At 68.6% G+C, this 18,048-nt stretch carries 14 protein-coding genes; 10 read left to right on the forward strand and 4 right to left on the reverse strand.

Going from position 1 to position 18,048, the window contains the following annotated elements:
• Window positions 1–253: 253 nt before the first annotated feature.
• The gene (locus ACUH78_RS12835) at window positions 254–2,290 is read left to right on the forward strand and encodes a sigma-54-dependent Fis family transcriptional regulator (protein ID WP_445333651.1); all 2,037 of its coding nucleotides are present in this window, start codon (window positions 254–256) and stop codon (window positions 2,288–2,290) included.
• Between the two features lie 38 nt (window positions 2,291–2,328).
• Here the strand turns inward: ACUH78_RS12835 and ACUH78_RS12840 are convergent, their stop codons facing one another.
• The gene (locus ACUH78_RS12840; protein ID WP_445333650.1) at window positions 2,329–4,407 is read right to left on the reverse strand and encodes an alkaline phosphatase D family protein; all 2,079 of its coding nucleotides are present in this window, start codon (window positions 4,405–4,407) and stop codon (window positions 2,329–2,331) included.
• A 145-nt stretch (window positions 4,408–4,552) separates the two neighbouring features.
• Here ACUH78_RS12840 and ACUH78_RS12845 point away from each other — a divergent pair, with 145 nt between their 5' ends.
• Window positions 4,553–6,637, forward strand: coding sequence for a chorismate-binding protein (locus ACUH78_RS12845; protein WP_445333649.1), 2,085 nt, complete (start codon window positions 4,553–4,555; stop codon window positions 6,635–6,637).
• On the opposite strand, the gene fdhF is transcribed toward ACUH78_RS12845, so the two are convergent.
• Both fdhF and ACUH78_RS12855 read right to left on the reverse strand, forming a co-directional pair.
• Complete coding sequence (gene fdhF, locus ACUH78_RS12850; RefSeq protein WP_445333648.1) at window positions 6,623–9,442, reverse strand: formate dehydrogenase subunit alpha; 2,820 nt, start codon at window positions 9,440–9,442, stop codon at window positions 6,623–6,625. The two genes, ACUH78_RS12845 and fdhF, sit on opposite strands and share 15 nt — an antisense overlap.
• Window positions 9,439–11,220, reverse strand: coding sequence for an NAD(P)H-dependent oxidoreductase subunit E (locus tag ACUH78_RS12855; protein WP_445333647.1), 1,782 nt, complete (start codon window positions 11,218–11,220; stop codon window positions 9,439–9,441). Before ACUH78_RS12855 ends, fdhF begins: the two co-directional genes overlap by 4 nt.
• Window positions 11,221–11,483: 263 nt before the next feature.
• Here ACUH78_RS12855 and ACUH78_RS12860 point away from each other — a divergent pair, with 263 nt between their 5' ends.
• The 8 genes from ACUH78_RS12860 to ACUH78_RS12895 all read left to right on the forward strand — a co-directional run bounded on the left by ACUH78_RS12860 (window position 11,484) and on the right by ACUH78_RS12895 (window position 17,515).
• Entirely contained in the window at window positions 11,484–11,963 is a 480-nt protein-coding gene (locus tag ACUH78_RS12860; protein ID WP_020687811.1) for a 4Fe-4S dicluster domain-containing protein, read from the forward strand.
• Between the two features lie 12 nt (window positions 11,964–11,975).
• On the forward strand, window positions 11,976–13,823 hold the full coding sequence (locus tag ACUH78_RS12865; RefSeq protein WP_445333646.1) for an aldehyde ferredoxin oxidoreductase family protein: 1,848 nt from the start codon (window positions 11,976–11,978) through the stop codon (window positions 13,821–13,823).
• A gap of 58 nt (window positions 13,824–13,881) precedes the next feature.
• Window positions 13,882–15,174, forward strand: coding sequence for an NAD(P)/FAD-dependent oxidoreductase (locus tag ACUH78_RS12870; RefSeq protein ID WP_445333645.1), 1,293 nt, complete (start codon window positions 13,882–13,884; stop codon window positions 15,172–15,174).
• Window positions 15,175–15,183: 9 nt separating this feature from the next.
• The gene (thiS, locus tag ACUH78_RS12875) at window positions 15,184–15,453 is read left to right on the forward strand and encodes a sulfur carrier protein ThiS (RefSeq protein WP_418363278.1); all 270 of its coding nucleotides are present in this window, start codon (window positions 15,184–15,186) and stop codon (window positions 15,451–15,453) included.
• A 3-nt stretch (window positions 15,454–15,456) separates the two neighbouring features.
• A complete protein-coding gene (locus ACUH78_RS12880) occupies window positions 15,457–15,765 on the forward strand; it encodes a hypothetical protein (protein ID WP_418363277.1) in 309 nt (102 codons plus the stop codon).
• A gap of 72 nt (window positions 15,766–15,837) precedes the next feature.
• A complete protein-coding gene (locus tag ACUH78_RS12885) occupies window positions 15,838–16,542 on the forward strand; it encodes an ABC transporter permease (RefSeq protein ID WP_445333644.1) in 705 nt (234 codons plus the stop codon).
• Window positions 16,543–16,550: 8 nt separating this feature from the next.
• Window positions 16,551–17,285 carry an ABC transporter ATP-binding protein gene (locus tag ACUH78_RS12890; protein ID WP_445333643.1) on the forward strand — a complete coding sequence of 245 codons (735 nt, stop codon included), beginning with the start codon at window positions 16,551–16,553 and terminating at the stop codon, window positions 17,283–17,285.
• Window positions 17,258–17,515, forward strand: coding sequence for a hypothetical protein (locus ACUH78_RS12895; protein ID WP_510497565.1), 258 nt, complete (start codon window positions 17,258–17,260; stop codon window positions 17,513–17,515). Before ACUH78_RS12890 ends, ACUH78_RS12895 begins: the two co-directional genes overlap by 28 nt.
• A 14-nt stretch (window positions 17,516–17,529) precedes the next feature.
• On the opposite strand, the gene moaC is transcribed toward ACUH78_RS12895, so the two are convergent.
• Window positions 17,530–18,018, reverse strand: coding sequence for a cyclic pyranopterin monophosphate synthase MoaC (moaC, locus tag ACUH78_RS12900; RefSeq protein ID WP_418363274.1), 489 nt, complete (start codon window positions 18,016–18,018; stop codon window positions 17,530–17,532).
• Window positions 18,019–18,048: the final 30 nt, after the last annotated feature.

Below are 18,048 nucleotides of genomic sequence, written 5' to 3' on the forward strand. Positions count from 1 at the left end.
GGGGGCGAGCCCGTGAGCGCGCATTGCGGTAGGGCAGACATGGCAGCCGGCGCCGAAGCGAGTTAGAAGGGCGTCGCGCACTGCTGCTGCACCATTCCTTGGCGCGAACAACTTCACCAGGTTGCCGGCGATCGGATTAGCATGTGGCCCGTGCGTCGGGGGCTGGCCTGCAGCCACGCCGATCGCACCGATCGAGATAGCTCGCCGGGCGTCTGCAAGCAGCCCGAGCATTGGCTGCGGGGGAGACGAAACGATGAGATTCGAAGCGGCAGACGTAGTCGCGCCCAATGCGGTGGCCTCGTTGCGGCGCAGGTTTCTTGAGCGCGGTGAATTGCCCCAGGGGGGGGTGGCCGCGCCTGTGCTGCGATCCTGGGAACGTTGCCTGCGATTGAGGATGGAGGTGGGCGACAGGGGGGAGTTTTCAGGTTCGACCCGCGGTGACCTGGTCGTGGCGCGTGAGCGCAATACCGTGCTGCTCAGTCACGCGAGCGCGGTCATGGAGCACCTCCATGAGCAGATTCGTGCCTCGGGGAGCATGGTCTTGCTCGCGGACGCGAGTGGCTTGATCTTGCACGGCATTGGTGATCCCGCCTTTGTCGATCGTGCCAGCCGGGTTGCCCTGCAACCGGGTGCGAGCTGGAGCGAATGCCATCGTGGCACCAATGCAATCGGTGCGGCGTTGATCGAGTGCGCGCCGGTCGAGGTGCTGGGTGCCGAGCATTATTTCGAATGCAATGGTGTGCTCACCTGCAGCGCCGCGCCGATCCTGGACAGCCGCGGGCAACTCATCGGCGCGCTCGACATCTCGGGCGACCATCGCAGCCATCAGCCGCATACGCTCGGACTCGCACGCATGGGCGTTCGCGTGGTCGAGCGCCGGATGTTCGAGAGCGAGTGTGCGCGCCACGCGATCGTCGCCTTTCATCCGCGCCCGGAAGGGGTGGGCGGTCTGCAGGAGGGCCTGCTCGCGGTGGACCAGGATGGCGCAATCGTCGCTGCAGACCGACAGGCGCGGGTGCTGCTGGGCCTTGGCGATTCGCAGTCGGCAAACCTGGGGCTCTTCGGAAAGTTCTTCTGCAGCAGTTTCGGATGGGTGATCGGCCGCGCAGCCCGTCATCCCGAGGCCTTGGCCGAGCTCGCGCTGCGTTCGGGTGGGGCTGTGTTTGCGCGAGTCCGGGTGAGTCCCGCCTGGCACGTCGGGGAACGTGTCGGATCGCCCGTAACCGATCGGTCGGTCCGGGGCCGTGGGGAGAGCCTGCCGCCGACCCGGGCGGCTCGGCCGCCGGTCACGCTGGATGCGCTGTCGACCGGAGACCCTGCATTGCAGGCGGTGCTGGATCGCTGCGCCCGCGTGATCGGGCGCAACATTCCGGTGCTCATCCAGGGCGAATCAGGATCGGGCAAGGAACTGCTCGCACGTGCCTGCCACGAGAGCAGCCCGCGCGCCGGAGGGCCGTTCGTTGCGGTCAATTGCGCTGCGATTCCGGAAACGTTGATCGAGTCTGAGCTTTTCGGCTACGTCGGCGGTGCGTTTACGGGGGCACGCAAGGAGGGGGCGCTGGGCCGCATCCGGCAGGCCCATGGTGGAACACTGTTCCTGGATGAGATCGGCGACATGCCTGCGGCCATGCAGGCGCGCCTGCTGCGCGTGCTGCAGGAGCGCTGCGTCCAGCCAGTCGGCGGGTGCGAAGACGTTCCGGTGGATGTTGCGCTGGTGTGCGCCACCCATCGCAACCTGGGCGAACGGGTTGCCGCAGGGCATTTTCGCGAGGATCTGTATTACCGCGTCAATGGCCTGAGTGTGCGCCTGCCGCCGCTGCGCGAGCGCAGTGACCTCGCGCAACTGACGCGTTGCCTGATCGACGCCGGCAGCCACCCGGAGCCCGGTCGCGTGAGTCTGGCGCCAGAGACAATGGCGATCATTCAAGCCTACGCCTGGCCCGGAAACATTCGCCAGCTGCAGAATGCGATCGAGCTTGCCCTCGTGCTGCTCGACGAGGGGGAGTTCAGCATCCTGCCCAGGCATCTGCCTGAGGAGGTGTTGCAGGGGGGGGCGGGTGCCGAGCGTGCGGTGGTGGCGGCAAATGCCCCCGTACCGCAGTCGATGCAGGACTTTCCCGAGGCGGCTCCTTCGGTGCGCTCCGCTGGGTGCATGCGGGGGAGCAGGCAACTGGATGAGACGAAGATCCGTCAGGCGCTGGAGCGTTTCGACGGGAACCTCTCCGCCGCGGCCCGCTATCTCGGCGTCGCGCGCAATACGCTTTACCGACGGCTCGGTCGCGACTTCTGAATCAAGGTCCGCCCGAGTGGGCGGCACACTGCGCTGGCTCAGTCCCAGCGTGCAGCGTCCTCGTCACGAACGAAAGCGATGGTGCGTCCGTCCGCGAGCAACTCGCGGATGCGCCACGGCACGCCTTCGGCGTCGAGTTCGACGAGGCCGATGCCTGCGCCGTTGAGCAGGCGGCGGCCGCGGGCGGCGCCTTCGTACTTGCGCGGGATCACGCGCATGTGGCGGCGTCGGGTCAGCCAGTTGAGCGGCGAGCGCGGCGAATACAGCCAGCGGTTGAGGCGGTCGAGCACCGCGAGCAGGCGGGGCGGGAATTCGTTGCGCACGCCGCTGCTGCAGATCTGCCAGATGTCGGGGCCGTGCTCGCGACCGCGCAGCTCCACGTCGTAGACGAAGGAGTAATGCACGTCGCCCGACAGCACGACGAAGGTCTGCGGCGTCTTGCGGTGGCGGAAGATGTTGAGGATCGCCTGTGCGGCGCCGGGGTGGGCCATCCAGTTCTCGGCGTCGACCATCAGCGGGTGGCCGAACCAGGTGAACACGCGCTGGATCGCCTCGATCAGCTTGACGCCGAAGATCGGCGCCGGCGATACCAGCAGCACCGCCGGCAGGTCGCGCAGGCCGTGCTGCAGGTCGGTGAGCGACTCCCAGTCCATCAGCCCCGAGGGTTGGCGCGCGGCGTGCTCGGAGCGCCAGCGTCGGGTGCGGCTGTCGAGGACCATCAGTGGTGGCGTGCTCGGCCAGGCGTAGTGCCAGGACTCGAACTTCAGCAGATGCCTGATGCAGTCTTCGTGGGCGTCGCCGCCGGGCGCCTGCAGCGCCTTCGAAAGGTGCGCCAGCGAGGCGTCGTCGAAGGCGTCCGGATCGTTGCCCCAGCCCTGGTTCACCGCGTAAGCAAGCAAGGCGTTGCCGATCACGCGACGCGAGAAGGGGTGCTCGTAGGCGATCTCCTCCCATTCGCGGCTCAGGTTCCAGTCGTCGGTGACGTCATGGTCGTCGAAGATCATGGCCACGGGGACGTGCGCGAGCGCGCGGCGTACTGCCGCCAGGTCCGTGCGGAAGGTGTCGATGAGCGCGCTCTCCTTCGCCCACAGCGCGGCATCTTCCGCGCTCAGGTTCGACGGTGGGGCGATGCGCAGTCCGGCCCATGGCGCGGGGGACCAGACGAGCAGGTACATCGCCAGTACTTCGGCGAGTGTGATCAGGTGGTTGTGTGCGCTGGCCGAGGTGAAGACCGGTTTTTCGACGCCGCCGAACAGCACCTCGATGAGCGCGTAGTTGCGCTTGTGCTGGGGGAGCAGGGTTTCGCGGCGGTAGTAGCTCGCCGGGTGGGCGTAGAGCGCGGCGGCGTCGTGCACGCCGGCTTCCTCGGCGCCGCGCAGCGCCTCGACCGGTAGACCCAGGCGCCCGATTAGGGCGTGGATTGCGCCCAGCATCGGGCCAGCAACGTCATCGGCATAGATCTGGTCGCCGGTCAGCACAAGCGCGGAGGGCCAGCCGGGCAGGCCGTCCTCGCCCGGTGCGGGGTCGGCGTCGGCGGCATTGGTGGCGATCAGCTCGCCGAGCAGGCGATCGACCCGGGTGAGCCCATCACCGCCGTCATGATGCGGCTTGCGGCAGGAGCCGTGCAGCAGCGAGGCTACCCTGGGGGCGAACACGAAGCCGGGCGTAGCACGGTCGGGGTAGCACAGCTCGGGCGCCCAGTCGCGCCAGTGCTGCCAGTTGGCACCTGCTTCCGTCCCGGTGCGGTCAATCCCGTCGGCGGGTGCGAGCGCAAGGTCGTAGCCGATCCATCGCCCGGCTGGCAGTGGCGTCTCGAGCGCGAGGTCGATCAGCATGTAATGCAGGCGCGCACCGGCCTTGAGCAGGCGGTACGCCGGCGAGCCGGGGATGGGCCGGAACTGGCAGGGTGCGCCTTCCCCTGTGTCCACTTCGATCTGCACCTGCACGGCGCGGCTGGTGGCCAGCCACAGCACCAGGCGTTGCGATTCGACCCGGCGCAGGATCGGGCCAGCGAGCACGAGCGGTAGTTCGTCGCCTGCCGGGGGCGTGGTGGCGGTCACGGTGACGGACGGGCTCGGGGCGGTGGCGGCTGGTGCGTGTTTCTGTGGCAGCGTCATGGCGTGTTTATATCAAAGCCGGGTCGTGAGCGGCAGCTTGCGCGCGTGGCGCCTGAGAGCGTGGTCGGCGTGGGCGCTACGCTTGCCGAGCCTGCAGGCTCGCGTCCGTAGGTTAGGGGGCTGGCGGGTTAGAATTCGCGTCCGCATGCGTCGTCTCGGCGCGCGTACGCCTCGCCCTTTCTCGCCCCTCGCCCGCCCCATCCCCTCCATCTCCACCCGCCCCAGAACTGTGAACATCGATCCGTCAACGCTGCCGCCCGGCTTGCCGCCTATCGAGCCTTTCGCATTGCTCGACGACTGCCATGCCACGCGTGCTGCGCCGACCAGCCGCCTGTACACGATGCTCGTTCGCGAGCATTGCTGTAACGACCCGACGGTGCTGGAGACGGTGTGGAGCGCGGTGGATGCCGACCTGCGCGCTGGCTTTCATGCCGTGGTGCTCGCCGACTACGAGTGGGGCGCCCGTCTGCTCGGTGCGGGGCACGAGCGCCTGAGCGCTGCGGATGCGGGGAGTCTCCGCGTGCTGATGTTCGCGCACATGCAGCGGCTCGATGCCGATGCGGCGTCGGCGTGGCTGGCGGCGCGCGAGCGGGCGTGCGCGTCCAGCGCAGCTGGCGCGGCCTGCGAGCCCACCGACGCCGCTCAAGTCTTCAAGCCCTCCGAGCCCGAACCCGCCGGCGTGCTCGACCTGCGGGCCTCCGTGGATCGTGCCGCCTTCGATGCAGCGATCGTGCGCATCCACCACGCGATTGAGGCGGGCGAGACCTATCAGGTGAATTACAGCTACCGGCTCGACTTTCGCAGCTTTGGCTTGCCGCTGAGCCTGTACCGCCGCCTGCGCGCGCACCAGCCCGTGGCCTTTGGTGCGCTGATCGCCCTGCCGCGTGGCGACGCGGGTCCGGACTGGGTGTTGTCCTGCTCGCCCGAACTCTTCCTGCGCAACACGGGGGGCCGGCTGACCGCCCGCCCGATGAAGGGCACGGCAGCGCGCGCGCAGGATCCCGGAGAGGATGCGGAAATCGCCCGCGGGCTTGCGGCTGACGCCAAGAACCGCGCCGAGAACCTGATGATCGTCGACCTGCTGCGCAACGATCTGGGCCGCGTCGCGCGCACCGGCAGCGTGCGCGTGCCGGCACTGTTCTCGGTCGAGACCTACCCGACCGTGCTGCAGATGACCTCCACCGTCGAGGCCGAGCTCCCCGCCGGAACAGGCTTCCCCGCGCTGCTGCGCGCGCTGTTCCCCTGTGGCTCGATCACCGGGGCGCCCAAGCACCGGACCATGCAGTGGATCGCCGCGCTCGAGGATTCGCCGCGTGGTCTCTACACCGGCAGCATCGGCTGGATCGACGCCCCCGTCGCGGGCAGTGGATGCGGCGACTTCTGCCTGTCGGTGGCGATTCGTACCCTGAGCCTGCGCTCGCGCGCGGACGGTGCGGGCTGCGATGGCCGCATGGGGGTGGGCGCGGGCATCGTCATCGACAGCCGCGCTGCCGACGAATACGCCGAATGCCGCCTCAAGGCCCGTTTCCTGACCGCGCTCGATCCCGGCTTTGTGCTCTTCGAGACGATGCATGCGATGCGCGAGGCGGGTGTGCGTCATCTCGACCGCCATCTGGGGCGGCTGGAAGCCAGCGCGGTGGCGCTCGATTTCGGTTTCTCCCGCGAGCGCATTGTCGCCGGGCTGGAGCAGGCGGTGGCAGCATTGCCGAGCGGCGCGGCACACCGGCTGCGGCTGGCCGTGCACAAGGACGGACGCTTCGAGCTCGCGGTGGCGGTGCTCGATCCGCTGCCGCCAGGGCCGGTCGAGGTGCTGCTTGCGCGCACGCCGATTGACGATCCGTTCGGTCTGCTCGGCCACAAGACCACGCTGCGCAGCCGCTACGACGAAGGCATCCGCGCCGCGCAGGCGCGTGGTGCGTTCGACATGTTGTTCTTCGATGGCGAGGGCTGGCTGACCGAAGGCGGACGCAGCAATGTCTTCCTGCGCGTCGAGGGACAGTGGCTGACGCCGCCGCTCGGGCGTGGCGTGCTGCCGGGCACGATGCGCGCCGCGCTGCTGGCCGATCCCGCATGGTCGGCGCGCGAGCGGCGGCTGCGGGTGGAGGATCTCCTGCGCGCCGAGCGCATCGTGCTCACCAATGCGCTGCGCGGTGTGCTGGAGGCGCGGCTGGCGCCCGGCGAGGCCGAGCGCGGGTGCCCGGGTCCGGTCTTGCCTTCAGCCCGCCGATAGCCGGCACGCCGCGTACTTGAACTCCGGAATCTTGCCGTAGGGGTCGAGCGCCGGGTTGGTGAGCAGGTTGGCGGCGGCCTCCACGTAGCAGAAGGGAACAAAGACCATGCCCTCGGGCATCCGCGGGTCGGTGCGGGCGGCGAGGGTGATGCAGCCGCGGCGGGTCTCGATCGTCAGGGGCGCGCCCGGGGCGAGGCCGAGGCGGGCGAGTTCGCCCGGGGCCAGCGTCGCTACGGCAGCGGGTTCAAGCGCGTCGAGCACTGCGCTGCGCCGGGTCATCGCGCCGGTGTGCCAGTGTTCGAGCTGGCGGCCGGTGATCAGCACCGTGGGCCAGTCGGCGTCCACCGGTTCGTCGGGCGGCAGCGGCACGGCGGGGCGGAAGCGTGCGCGGCCGCTTGCGGTCGGGAAGCGGTCGTCGAAGACCACGTCCTTGCCTGGGGCGTCGCCCGCGGGGCAGGGGTAGGTGACGGCACCCTCGCGCTCCAGCCGCGCCCAGTCGATGTGGTCGAGCGAGCGCATGGCGCGCTTCATCTCGGCGAAGACCTCGCGCGGGTGGGCGTAGTCCCAGTCGAGGCCGAGGCGGCACGCGAGCTGCTGGATGATCCACCAGTCGGGGCGGGCCTCGCCGGGCAGCGGCACGGCGGCGCGGCCGAGCTGGATCTGGCGGTTGGTGTTGGTCACGGTGCCGTCCTTTTCGGGCCAGGCCGAGGCGGGCAGGATCACATCGGCAAACTGCGCGGTCTCGGTGACGAAGAGGTCCTGCACGACCAGATGTTCCAGCCTGGCGAGTGCGGCGCGGGTGTGGTGCAGGTCGGGGTCGGACATCGCCGGGTTCTCGCCGAGGATGTACATCCCGCGCACCCGGCCGGCGTGGATCGCGTCCATGGTCTCGACGACGGTGAGGCCGGGCTGGGCTGGCAAGGGCGTCGACCACAGTTCCTCGAAGGCGGCGCGGTACTGCGCGTCGCCCACCGGGCGGTAGTCGGGTAGCACCATCGGGATAAGGCCCGCGTCGGAGGCGCCCTGCACGTTGTTCTGCCCGCGCAGCGGATGCAGGCCGGTGCCGGGACGGCCGATGTGGCCGGTGGCGAGCGCGAGGGAGATCAGGCAGCGCGCGTTGTCGGTGCCGTGCACATGCTGCGAGATCCCCATGCCCCAGAAAATCATCGCGCGCTCGGCCTGGGCGTAGAGGCGCGCGATGTCGCGGATCTCGTCCGGCGCCACACCGCACAGCGGCGCCATGGCCTCGGGCGTCATCGGCGCGACGTGGTCGGCGAGCGCCTCGAAACCCTCGGTGCGCGTGGCGATGAAGTCGTTGTTGCACAAGCCCTCGTCGATGATGACGTGGAGCATGGCGTTGAAGAGCGCAACGTCGCTCCCCGGGGTGAAGCGCACCATGCGGTTGGCGTATTGGCCGAGGACCAGGCCGCGCGGGTCGAGCACGATCAGCTTCGTCCCGCGTTTGGCGGCCTGTTTGAACCAGGTGGCGGCGACGGGGTGGTTTGCCGTCGGGTTGCAGCCGGTGAGGATCACTACGTCGGCTTGCGCCGCCTGCATGAAGGAGGCGGTGACTGCGCCCGAGCCGATGCATTCCATCAGCGCGGCGACCGAGCTGGCGTGGCACAGCCGGGTGCAGTGGTCTACGTTGTTGGAGCGGAAGCCCGTGCGCACCAGCTTCTGGAACAGCCAGGCCTCCTCATTCGAACACTTCGCGCTGCCGAAGCCGGCGAGCACGCCAGGGCCGTGGGTGTCGAGCAGGCGGCGCAGGCCTGTGGCGGCGAACTCGAGCGCCTCGTCCCAGCTCGCCGGGCGGAAGTGGCTGAGCGGGCTGGCCGGGTCGAAGGCTGGATCCACGCCCTTGGGCACGCCCTCACGGCGGATCAGCGGAGTCGTCAGGCGGCCGCGGTGATTGGGGTAATCGAAGCCGAAGCGGCCCTTCACGCACAGGCGGTTCTCGTTGGCCGGGCCGTTGCGGCCTTCGACGAAGAGGATGCGACCGTCCTTGACGTGGTAGGTGAGCTGGCAGCCCACGCCACAGTAGGGACACACCGAATCCACCTTGTGATCGGCGCAGGCCGAGTCGCCGCGGCCAAGCGCGTCGGCCACGCTGGCGGGCATCAGCGCACCGGTGGGACAGGCCTGCACGCATTCCCCGCAGGCCACGCAGGTGCTGTGGCCGAGCGGGTCGTCGAAGTCGAACACGATCTTCGTTGCCGCGCCGCGGTGGGCGAGACCGATCACGTCGTTGACCTGGACCTCGCGGCAGGCCTGAACACACAGTCGGCATGCGATGCATGCATCCAGATTCACGCGGATCGCTGGATGCGAGGCATCCGGCGCCGACGCGCGCGTGATGCGGGAGAGGAAAGCGTCCTCCTCCACCCCCGCGGGGGCGTCGAGCAGGGCCATCTGCTCCGCCAGCTCCCAGAAATGGCTGGAGCGGTCGGGGCTGTCCTCGCGCGCGGCTTGCTCGGCGCGCAGTAACGCCATGACGCCCTCGCGTGCGCTGCGTGCGCGCCCGGATTTGCGGCTCCTGATCACCATGCCTGGCCGCGCCTCGCGGATGCAGCTTGCGGCCAGGGTGCGTTCGCCCTCGATCTCGATCATGCAGGCGCGACAGTTTCCGTCCGGTCGGTAGCCGGGTGCATCACGCAGGCACAGGTGGGGGATGCGCTCGCCTGCCCGTGCCGCGACTTGCCACAGGGTTTCGCCGGGGAAGGCCGTGACGGTGACCCCGTCAAGCGTGATCTCGAAGGCTTCGTTATCTGTTTCGGATGAGGCCGTGTGGCCGTGTGCCGTGTTCATCGCGCGTCCTCTTCGTGGCCGGCCTGCGTGGCCGGCGCTGTGTGTATCAGCCGAACGCCCCGGCGCGAAAGCTCATCCGGGAAAAAACGCAGCAGGCTGAGCACCGGGTTGGGAGCGGCCTGGCCGAGGCCGCAGATCGAGGCGTCCTGCATCAGCTGCGCAAGTCCTTGCAGCTGTGAGACATCCCACTGGTCGCGCTCGATCAGGCCCAGCATCTTCCCGGTGCCGACCCGGCACGGGGTGCATTGGCCACAGGATTCGTCGGCGAAGAAGGCAAGCAGGTTCTGCACCGCCGTGCGCAGGTCGTCCTGGTCCGAGATCACCACCACCGCGGCCGAGCCGATGAAGCAGCCATGTGGCTGCAGGGTATCGAAGTCGAGTGGCAGGTCGGCCTTGCTCGCGGGCAGGATGCCGCCCGAGGCGCCACCGGGCAGCCACGCGAGCAGGCGGTGGCCCGCCGCCATGCCGCCGCAGTGCTCGTCGATCAGCTCGCGCAGCGTGATGCCTGCCGGGGCGACATGCACGCCGGGCTTGTTCACCCGCCCCGAGACCGAAAAGCTGCGCAGGCCGCTGCGGCCATGCCGCCCCTGGCTGGCGAACCACGCCGCGCCTTTCGCGTGCAGGAGCGGGATCCAGTAGAGCGTCTCGACGTTGTTGACCAGGGTCGGGCGGCCGAAAAGGCCGTGCTGTGCCACGAAGGGCGGACGATGGCGCGGCTTGCCGGGTTTGCCTTCCAGCGACTCGATGAGCGCGGATTCCTCGCCGCAGATGTAGGCGCCTGCGCCGCGGCGCAGCACGATGAAGCCGGGTCGGGTGATCCCGGCCTGCTCCAGTTCGGCGATCGCTTCGCGCAGCACGGTGTGCAGTGCCGCGTATTCGTCCCGCAGGTAGAGGTAGACCGCCTCGGCTTCGAGCGCCTGCACGCTCACCAGTGCGCCTTCGAGTACCTGGTGGGGCCAGCGCTCGAGGTAATGACGGTCCTTGAAGGTGCCGGGTTCGCCTTCGTCTGCATTGATCACCACGTAGCGGGGGCCGGCTTCTGCGCGCACCGCCTGCCACTTGCGCCAGGTCGGGAAACCCGCGCCGCCCATGCCGCGCAGGCCAGCATCGCGCAGCAGATGCTCGATGTGCGTTGCCTCGAGTGCGCCTGTGCGCAGGGCTTCGAGCAGGGCATGGCCGCCTTCGGCCCGATAGGATTCGAGCCGCTGCCAGGGGGGATGCTCAGGCGCAGCGCCGCCTGGTGCCAGGGTCGCGCGTACGCGTTCGGGAGTGGCATGACCGAGCGTGCGATGACCAATCTGTGCCGCTGGCGCACAGTCGCATTGGCCCATGCAGGGAGCGCGCAGGATGCGTACGCTGGAGGGGTCGAGCGCGCCCTCCAGTGCGGCCTTCAGATGCGCGGCCCCGGCGAGCTGGCAGGGCAGGCCGTCGCATATCCGGATCGTGAGCGCCGGCGGCGGGGTTTCGTCATCGCGCACGAGGTCGAAGTGGGCGTAGAAGCTTGCGGTCTCGAAGACCTCGGCCATCGGGAGGCGCATCCAGGCCGCGAGCGCGTGCATGTGGTTCAGCGACAGGTGGCCGAAGTGGTCCTGAATCGCGTGCAGGTGCTCGATCAGTGCATCGCGGCTACGGGGGCGGCCACCGAGCAGGTCGGCCACGGCGCGTTCGGCGTCGGCGTCGAGCTGGCGGCCGCGCGGGGTGGCGCGGGTGCGCACCCGTTCGTGCGTCGTGTCTGTTCCTGCGGCGGGTGCCGCGGAGGATGAAGTCGGTGGCGTCATCGGCGCATGTTCCTGGCTTGCTGGGATGCCCTTTCGGCACTGCTCCCGCACTGTACTCCCCGGCGCGCCGTGCGGGCATTGTGGCAAGCCCGATCCCTCGACGGAGAAAGGGTTATCCCCGGCTTGACCTCGAGCCTCAAGCGCCTATGCTGCGTTTTGCATAGGTGAGTCATCCGTGTGCGCGGTTACGGTTGCGCGCGCCCCAGGATGAGCGCCGATTGTCATGACGAATAACGTGAACAACGCGAAACAGGAGACGATCGATGTGGAAAGCACTGCACATTGATCCCGCGAAGTGCACCGGCTGTCTGCAATGCGAGATGGCCTGTTCCTACGAGCACACCGGGGTCATCAATCCGAGCAAGTCGCGCATCAAGGTGTTCAACTTCGAACACGAGGGCCGCAAGGTGCCCTACACCTGTACGCAGTGCACCGAAGCCTGGTGCCTGAATTCCTGCCCTGTCGACGCGATCCGCATCGACCTGAGCACCGGCGCCAAGATGGTGTTCGAGGACACCTGTGTCGGCTGCAAGGTGTGCACGATCGCCTGTCCGTTCGGCACCATCAACTACAACCAGGACACCGGCAAGGTGCAGAAGTGCGATCTGTGCGAAGGCAACCCCGCCTGCGCCAGCGCCTGTCCGACCGGCGCCATCACCTATGTTGACGCCGACTGGACCGGCATCGACAAGATGCGCGCCTGGGCCGCCAAGGCCAACACCCCGGCTTCGGCCGCAGCCTGAGGAGGACGGATCATGGGTTGGAATCGAAAACTCCTGCGGGTGAACCTCTCGGCGGGTACCTGCTCGGTGGAGCCGCTCAACATGCAGTGGGCCGACGAGTACCTCGGCTCGCGCGGCCTGGCCACCAAGTACCTGGTGTCCGAGATCGACCCCAAGGTCGATCCGCTGTCGCCCGACAACAAGATGATCATGGCCACCGGGCCGCTCACCGGCACCATGGCCTCGACCGGCGGGCGCTACACCGTCGTCACCAAGGGGCCACTTACGGGCGCCATCGCCTGTTCGAACTCGGGCGGTTTCTTCGGCGCCGAGATGAAGTTCGCCGGCTGGGACATGGTGATCTTCGAGGGCAAGTCGGCGAAACCGGTGTGGCTCTACATCGAGAACGACAAGGCCGAACTGCGCGACGCCGCCGGGTTGTGGGGCAAGAGCTGCTGGGAGACCGAGGAGCAGATCAAGGACGAGCTGCAGGACCCGCTCGTGCGCATCTCGTCGATCGGCAAGGCGGGCGAGAACCAGGTGCTGTATGCCTGCGTGGTCAATGACCTGCATCGCGCGGCCGGCCGTTCCGGCGTGGGCGCGGTGATGGGCTCGAAGAACCTAAAAGCGGTGGCCATCCGTGGCACCAAGGGCGTGTCGGGCATCAAGGATTTCGGCGCCTTCCTGAAGGCGACCAACGACGCCAAGAAGGTGCTCGCCGACAACGCGGTCACCGGCCAGGGTCTGCCCAAGTATGGCACCCAGGTGCTGATGAACGTGATCAACGAGATCGGCGCGCTGCCCACCCGCAACCACCGCGACGTGCAGTTCGAGGATGCGTCCAAGATCTCCGCCGAGGCGATGCACGAGAAGCGCGAGTCCGATGGCAAGACCCACCTGGTCACAAACGCCGCCTGTTTCGGCTGCACCATCGCCTGCGGGCGCATCTCGGAAATCGACAAGGGGCACTTCACCGTCAAGAACAGCCCGAAGTACTGGGGCGCTTCCGGCGGCCTGGAGTACGAGGCCGCGTGGGCGCTCGGTGCGGCCAATGGCGTGGGCGACCTCGAGGCGCTGCAGTACGCCAACCTGATCTGCAACGAGCAGGGCATGGACCCGATCTCCTTCGGCGCCACCGTGGGTGCGGCGATGGAACTGTACGAGCTGGGCATCCTCAACGACGACATCATCGGGATGGCGGCGCCCTTCGGTTCGGCCGAGGCGCTGGCGAAGATGGTCGAGATGACCGCGGTGGGCGAGGGTTTCGGCAAGGAGCTCGGCATGGGCAGCAAGCGCCTGTGCGAGAAGTACGGCCGTCCCGAGCTGTCGATGAGCGTGAAGGGGCAGGAGTTCCCGGCCTACGACTCGCGCGGCATCCAGGGCATGGGCCTGGCCTACGCCACCTCCAACCGTGGCGCCTGCCACCTGCGCGGCTACACGGTGGCATCCGAGGTGCTCGGCATTCCGGTCAAGACCGACCCGCTGGTCACCGACGGCAAGCCCGAGCTCGTCAAGGCCTTCCAGGACGCCACCGCGGTGTTCGACTCGGCCGGCATCTGCGTCTTCACCAGCTTCGCGTGGACCCTGGCCGACGTGCAGCCGCAGGTGGCCGCCGCCTGCGAGGGCGACTGGAGCATGGAGAAGCTGAACGAGGTGGGCGAGCGCATCTGGAACATGGAGCGCATGTTCAACAACGCCGCCGGCTTCACCGCCAAGGACGACAACCTGCCGCCGCGTCTGACGCAGGAGCCGGCCAAGACCGGCCCGGCCAAGGGCCTGGTCAACGGCCTGGCGAAGATGTTGCCCGAGTACTACCAGGTGCGGGGGTGGACGCCGGGTGGCGAGCCGACCGCCGAGACGCGGACGCGTCTGGGTTTGTGATCGTGTAAGCGCACACGGGCGCCCTCGGGGCGCCCGTGCTTCGTTCGAGGGTTCCCACATGAAACACCTGATTCTCGGCAACGGTCCCGCGGGTGTCGTCGCCGCCGAAACCCTGCGCAAGGCCGCGCCGCACGACGAGATCGTCATGGTCGGCCACGAGGACGCACCGCCGTATTCGCGCATGGCCATTCCCTACCTGCTCGAAGGCAACATCGACGAGTCGGGCACCTATCTGCGCAAGGGCGCCGACCATTTCGAACGCCTGCGCGTCCGTCAGATGCGTGGCCGTGCGGTGGCGCTCAACACCGAAAAGCGCACCGTGCTGTTCGACGACGGCCATTTCGAAAGCTACGACCGCCTGCTCATCGCCACCGGCTCGCATCCGGTGCGCCCGCCCATCCCCGGCGTGGACCTGCCCGAGGTGCAGACCTGCTGGACGCTTGCCGACGCGCGTGCGATCGCCGCCCATGCCAAACCGGGCGCGCGCGTGCTGCAGCTGGGCGCCGGCTTCATCGGCTGCATCATCATGGAGGCGCTCGCCAAGCGCGGTGTGCAACTCACCGTGGTGGAGATGGGCGACCGCATGGTGCCGCGCATGATGACGCCCAAGGCCGGCGGCATGATCAAGCGCTGGGTGGAAGAGAAGGGCGTCCGCGTCGTCACCTCGGCGGGTGTGCAGCGCATCGATCGTGGCAGCGAGGCGGGCACCGACGCGCCGCTGGTGGTGACGCTGTCGACCGGTGACCGCCTGGATTGCGAGCTCGTCATCGTCGCCGCGGGTGTCGCGCCCAATGTCGGCTTCCTGGAAGAGACCCCGGTGCATGTCGCCAAGGGCGTGCTGGTCGACGACCGTATGGAGACCTCGGTGCCCGGCATCTTTGCTGCGGGCGACGTGGCCGAGGCGCCGGACCTGTTCACCGGCGCGCACCTCGTCGCCGCCATCCAGCCCAACGCGGCCGACCAGGCGCGCATCGCGGCGATGAACATGGCGCGTGGTGCAGCGGCCCGTGACACGAAGCTCAACGGCGTGCTCGCCATCAACGTGCTCGACACGCTGGGCCTGATCTCCTCGTCCTTCGGCCAGTGGTGGGGCGAGAAGCCGGATGTCGGCGGCAGCGGTGTCGAGTTGGTCGACGAGGCGCGCTACCGCTACCTCAGCCTGCAGTTCAAGGACGACGTGCTGATCGGCGCTACCTCCATCGGCCTGACCCAGCACGTCGGCGCACTGCGCGGCCTGATCCACGGCCAGGTCAGGCTTGGCGACTGGAAGGACCGTTTGCTCGCCAACCCGCTGTCCTTCGTCGATGCCTATGTTGCCCGCAGCCAGCAACCGATGGCGCTGGCGCGCTGAGGGCGGCGCATGGAGACCCGTGTGACGATCCGCATCGCCTTCAAGCTCTTTGCCTCGCTGTCGGACTACCTGCCCGACGGCCACCGCGGCAACCGGCTGGAACTGGACGTGGACGCGGGCACGACCGTGGCGGAAATGATTCACCGCTACCGCGTGCCCGAGCGCAGCGCCCACCTGGTGCTGGTCAATGGCCATTTCGTGCCGCCGGCCGAGCGCGCCAGGCGCCGCTTGCAGGACGGCGACGAGCTCGCCATCTGGCCGCCGATCGCCGGCGGCTGAGGCGTGGCCTTCATCAACGGCCCGGTGCCCGAGTCCTTCGAGCGCCGGGTCACCGCCACCGCGCGTGAATTCGAGCGCGACCTGCGCCAGGCCTGGCCCGCGGTGCAGGGCAACGCCGAAGCGCTGCGCTTCAGCCTGCAGGACGGTGCGCAATCCCTTGTCATTGACATCGAGCCCGCCGGCGTGCAGCGGCTCGGGCTGTTCGAGCTGCCGCAACTGATCGTGCGCTACCGCTTCGGCCCGGGTGCCGAGGCCATGCGCCGTGCCCTGCTCGTGCGGCTGGATCGGGCGATGCAGAAGGGCGGGGGCTGATCCCCCCACCTGCCCCGATCCGAGGCCGCATGCGTTACGGACCGTGCGGCCTTTCGGGTATGCTCCCCGTCGATGTCCGCCTTCGCCGCCACCTTCTCCGACGCCTTTTCGCTGCTCGCCACCTTCGACCACACCGTGGCCGAGATCGTGGCGCTGTCGCTGCAGGTCAGTGGTGGCGCGGTGCTGCTGGGCACGCTGATCGGGCTGCCACTCGGCGCCTGCATTGCGGTGGGGCGTTTCCCGGGCAAGAGCACGCTGTCGGTGCTGGTCAACGGACTGATGGGCCTGCCTTCGGTGGTGGTGGGGGTGGTGGTCTACCTGCTGCTATCGCGCTCGGGGCCGTTCGGTGGCTTCGGCCTGCTGTACACGCCGCTGGCGATGGTCATCGCGCAGACCCTGCTGGTGATTCCGCTGATGGCGGCGATCACGCGCCAGGTGGTTGAGGACGTGTGGCAGCGCTACGCCGAAGAACTGCAGCTGATGCGCTTTTCGTGGTGGGACAGCGTCACCACGCTGCTCTACGACTGTCGCCACTCCTTGCTGGTGGCGGTGCTGGCGGGCCTGGGGCGCGCGATGAGCGAGGTGGGGGCGGTGATGATCGTCGGCGGCAACATCGACCGGGCGACGCGCGTGATGACCACCGCGATCGCGCTCGAGACCAGCAAGGGCGACCTCGCGCTGGCGATCGCGCTTGGCATCGTGCTCATCGTCATCATCCTCGCGCTCAACGCGCTGGCCTTCGTGCTGCGCCATTGGGCAATGCGGCGCTACGGCTGAGGCGGACGATGGCAATTTTTCCCCTGCGCATCCGCGGCCTGCGCTACCAGCCCAACGGCCGCGAGGTGTTGGCCGGTATCGATCTCGATCTGGGCGACGAAGGCATCACCCTGGTGCTGGGCCCCAACGGGGCGGGCAAGAGCATTCTGCTGCGCACGATATGCGGGCTGATCGAACCCGGTGCCGGCAGCATGGCCTGGGGCGACGAGGGCGCGCGCCGGCCTGCGCAGGGCGTGATGATGGTGTTTCAGCGGCCGATGATGCTGCGCGCCTCGGTACTGCATAACGTCGCGCTGGGGCTGAAACCCCTTGGGCTGACCGCCGCCGAACGCCGCCGGCAGGGGCTGGCGATGCTCGAGCGTGTCGGCCTGGCCGACCGTGCCGAGGACAGTGCGCGACAGCTTTCCGGGGGCGAGCAGCAACGCCTCGCGCTGGCGCGCGCGTGGCTGACGAAGCCGCGCCTGCTGCTGCTCGACGAGCCCACCGCCAGCCTTGACCCGTCGGCCAGCGCCGAAGTCGAGCGCATCATCCGCGAGATCCGTACCGACGGCACCCGCGTCCTGATGGTCACCCACAATCTTGGACAGGCCACGCGGCTCGCGGACGACATCGTGTTCATGTCTGCGGGGCGGGTGTGCGAGCACACCCCGGTGCGCGCCTTCTTTGCCCGTCCACAGTCGGAAGAGGCGCGCCTCTTCATCCAGGGAGAACTTCCATGGCGGATGCGTTTTCACGGCGCGTGAAACGTTCGGTGCCCGTGTCGGCGCTGATCCTCTTCGCGCTCGCGGCGCTGGCGCTGATACCGGCGCTGATCTGCTTTGCGGGCGAGGGTGCGCGACTGCACCCGGCGCTCGCAGACCCGATGGCTGGGCTGGCCTTCCTGGTGTCGGCGGTCGCGCTGGCGGGGTCGGGTGCTTTTCCGCTCGCGCTGGCCAGGCTGGCCCGCAGCGATGAGGCCGGGCGGCGCGACTGACCCGCTCGTGCGCCTCAGGCCTTCCAGTGCCCCGATTTGCCGCCGAGCTTTTCCATGAGCTGAATGCCTTCCATGCGCATGCCGCGGTCGATGGCCTTGCACATGTCGTAGATCGTGAGCAGGCCGACATTCACCGCGGTGAGCGCTTCCATCTCGACGCCGGTGCGGCCGACGGTTTCGGCGGTGACGGTGCAGCGGATGGCGCACTCGGTTTCGTCGAGGTCGAACTCCACCGCGACCCGCGTGAGGGGGATCGGGTGGCAGAGGGGGATGAGGTCGCTGGTGCGCTTGGCGGCCTGGATCGCGGCAATGCGGGCGATGCCGAGCACGTCGCCCTTCTTGGCCGTGCCGGATTTCACCATCGCGAAGGTATCTGGAAGCATCAGGATGCGGCCGGTCGCAATGGCGACGCGGCGGGTCTCGGCCTTGGCGCCGACGTCGACCATGTGGGCCTGGCCTTCGCCGTCGAAATGGGTGAGCGGGTTGGAGGATACGGTCGTCATGGGCGGAGATGGGGGCGGGCTGCTCGCGCA

The organism is Thauera sp. ZXT1-4, from assembly GCF_052598215.2.